Source organism: Candidatus Polarisedimenticolia bacterium, assembly GCA_035764505.1.
Taxonomy (GTDB): Bacteria; Acidobacteriota; Polarisedimenticolia; order Gp22-AA2; family AA152; genus AA152.
Map to the genome: position 1 here is coordinate 1 of DASTZC010000012.1, position 3,015 is coordinate 3,015.

The following is a 3,015-nucleotide window of genomic DNA, read 5'->3' on the forward strand; positions in this document are numbered from 1 at the left end:
GATCGAATCCTGCAATGTGACCAATGCAGCTTTCATGGAATTCGTCTCCGCCGGCGGCTATCGCGACCCGCGCTGGTGGAATGCGGCCGACTGGGACTGGGTTTGCCGCGAGGAGCTCCGGCATCCCCCCTTCTGGGAGCGGCGGGACAAGGAGTGGGTGTGGCGCGGCCTGTTCGAAGCGGTCCCTCTTCCGGCCGCCTGGCCGGTCTACGTCAGCCACGCCGAGGCAGCGGCCTACGCGCGCTGGCGCGGCGCCAGGCTTCCGACCGAGGCGGAATTCCAGCGCGCGGCCTTCGGAGCACCCAGTGGAGAGGAGCGTCCGTTCCCCTGGGGCGAAGCGGCGCCGGAAGCCGGCCGGCACGGCGTCTTCGATTTCACGAGCTGGGATCCGAAGCCGGCGGGAAGCCATCCCGACGGACGCAGCGCCTGGGACGTCGATGATCTGATTGGCAACGGCTGGGAGTGGACCAGCACTCCCTTCGGGCCGTTTCCGGGGTTCCGGCCCATGGCCGCCTATCCGGAGTATTCGGCCGACTTCTTCGACGGCGATCACTTCGTCATGAAGGGGGCCTCGCCGGCGACGGCGCGGGAGCTGATCCGTCCGACGTTCCGCAACTGGTTCCGAGCGCGCTATCCCTTCGTCTATGCGGCGTTCCGATGCGCGAAGGACCGCGCATGATGCATCCTGCCGAGGCTATCGCACGCTGGCGCGCCCTGCGCCTGGCACGGGCCGCATCCGTCAAAGCGTTCCCGAGCGAGCCCGAAGCGATCCCTGCGAGTCCGATCGAGGAGTTCGGGGCCGACGTCAGGCGCGACCTGACCCGGGTGCCGCGCCAGCTGCCATCGCGGTACCTCTATGACGATCTGGGGTCGGCCCTGTTCGAAGCGATCTGCCGGCTGCCATGGTATCCGCTGACCCGCGCCGAGCTCCGCCTGCTCAGGAGGCACGCGCTGGAGATTCTCGACTCCTCGGTCAGGTCGATCGTCGAGCTGGGCCCCGGAAGCGGCGCCAAGCTCTCGGCGCTGATCGCGGGCGCGGGAAACCGTCGCGGCGTGCTCGATGTGCACCTGGTCGACCTATCAAGCAGCGCGCTCGCCCAGGCAGGGCGGACGCTCGCGGAGCTTCACGACGTCCGCGTCGTCGCCCACCAGGCGACCTATGAGGCCGGCCTCGGAGAGCTCGGCCGGGCCCGCTCGGACGGGGGTGGCCGCCTGGCGCTGTTCCTCGGCTCCAATCTCGGCAATTTCGATCCTCCCGGCCGCGAGGCCTTCCTGGGTTCCATCCGCTCGTCCCTTGGCCGCGGCGACCGGCTCCTGCTCGGGGTGGATCTGGTCAAGCCGGTGCGGGATCTGCTCCTCGCCTACGACGACCCGATCGGTGTGACCGCTTCGTTCAACTTGAATCTGCTGGCACGGATCAACCAGGAGCTGGAAGGGGACTTCGACCTGCGGAGCTTCAGCCATCGAGCCATCTGGAACGAAGAGCACTCGCGGATCGAGATGCACCTGCGCAGCGACCGCCGGCAGCGCGTCGCCGTCGACCGCCTAAACCTGGCTTTCGTGATGGAAGCGGGGGAGACCATCTGGACGGAAAGTTCCTACAAATACCGGCTGCCGGAGATTGCGTCGATGCTGAAGCGCGCCGGCTTCGAGCTTCGCGCGCAGTGGATCGACGCCGGCGCTCGCTTCGCCCTGACGCTGGCCGCGGCGCTCTAGCGGGCCGGCGGGCTAGCGGCGCGGCGCTTCCGGAGCGGGCTCGAACACCAGCTCGTCTACGTAGCACCAGCCCCAATCCTCGCCCGGCTCGAAGCTCCGGATAATCGGGTGGTGTGTCTTATGGTAATGCTTCGTGGCGTGCTTGTTGGGCGAGTTGTCGCAGCAGCCCACGTGGCCGCACGACAGGCACAGGCGAAGATGGACCCAGTCGCTTCCCATCTCCAGGCACTCTTCACATCCGTCGGGAGTGCGCGCCGACACGGCCTTGACCTGATCCAGATGTTTGCATCCCTGAGACATCGGCTCCCTCCTTGAAGGTCTGGCCTAGGCGACCGATTCGGCCAGCGCCTTGTGGACCAGCTGCACGCATACCGAGCCTTCGCCCACGGCGGCGGCGACCCGCTTGACGCTGCCGGCCCGGACGTCGCCGATGGCGAACACTCCGGGACGGCTGGTCTCGAAGATCCATGGGGTCCGCGCGAAGGGCCAGCGCGCCTTCTCCAGCGCGGCGGCATCGAGGTCGGATCCGGTCTTCACGTAACCCTTGTCGTCCAGCGCCACGCAGCTCTGCAGCCAGGCGGTGTTGGCGTCGGCGCCCGTCATCATGAAGACGTGACGGATGCCGGCCCGGGTCGGCGCACCGCTGGCATCCCGCCAGGTGACACCCTCCAGCCGGGAGCCGCCCTCCATGGAGACGATGCGCGTGCTCGTGCGCAGGGTGATGTTCGGGGTCTCCTCGATACGCCGGATGAGATAGCGTGACATGCTCTCGGCCAGCCCGGGGCCGCGCACCATCATGGTGACGTGGCGACTGACGGAGGAGAGATAGACCGCGGCCTGGCCGGCGGAGTTTCCCCCGCCCACCACGATGACGTCATCGCCGCCGCAGAGGTTCGCCTCGACCTGCGTCGCCCCGTAGTAGACGCCGACCCCTTCGTACCGGGGCAGATCGGGGATGTCGGGCTTGCGGTAGCGGACGCCCGTCGCGATGACGATCGTGCGGGCCTGCACCACGCTGCCCGCCCCCAGCTCCACGCGGTAGGGGCGGTCACAAGCCAGCCGCAATGCGGTGCGCGCGACGGCGAACTCCGCGCCGAACTTCTCGGCCTGGACCAGCGCGTTGCTCGCCAGCACCTGTCCGGTGACTCCGGTGGGGAAACCCAGGTAATTTTCGATGCGCGAGCTGGATCCCGCCTGCCCCCCCGGGGAGCGCGCCTCGATCACCAGGACGTCGAGACCTTCAGAGGCGGCGTAGACCGCGGTCGACAGTCCCGCCGGTCCCGCCCCGATGATCACGAG

4 protein-coding genes are annotated in these 3,015 nt (G+C 68.4%); 2 read left to right on the forward strand and 2 right to left on the reverse strand.

Features of this window, described 5'->3' with window-relative positions:
* Together VFW45_00700 and egtD are read left to right on the forward strand one after the other, a co-directional pair.
* Nucleotides 1-679 (forward strand): SUMF1/EgtB/PvdO family nonheme iron enzyme (locus tag VFW45_00700; GenBank protein ID HEU5179282.1); only part of this gene is annotated, 679 nt, incomplete at its 5' end.
* A complete protein-coding gene (gene egtD / locus VFW45_00705) occupies nucleotides 676-1,716 on the forward strand; it encodes an L-histidine N(alpha)-methyltransferase (GenBank protein ID HEU5179283.1) in 1,041 nt (346 codons plus the stop codon). The genes VFW45_00700 and egtD, both read left to right, overlap by 4 nt.
* A 12-nt stretch (nucleotides 1,717-1,728) precedes the next feature.
* Here egtD and VFW45_00710 read toward each other — a convergent pair whose 3' ends face one another.
* Together VFW45_00710 and VFW45_00715 are read right to left on the reverse strand one after the other, a co-directional pair.
* The gene (locus VFW45_00710; GenBank protein ID HEU5179284.1) at nucleotides 1,729-2,016 is read right to left on the reverse strand and encodes a UBP-type zinc finger domain-containing protein; all 288 of its coding nucleotides are present in this window, start codon (nucleotides 2,014-2,016) and stop codon (nucleotides 1,729-1,731) included.
* A 24-nt stretch (nucleotides 2,017-2,040) separates the two neighbouring features.
* On the reverse strand, nucleotides 2,041-3,015 hold a 975-nt coding region (locus tag VFW45_00715; protein HEU5179285.1), incomplete at its 5' end, for an NAD(P)/FAD-dependent oxidoreductase.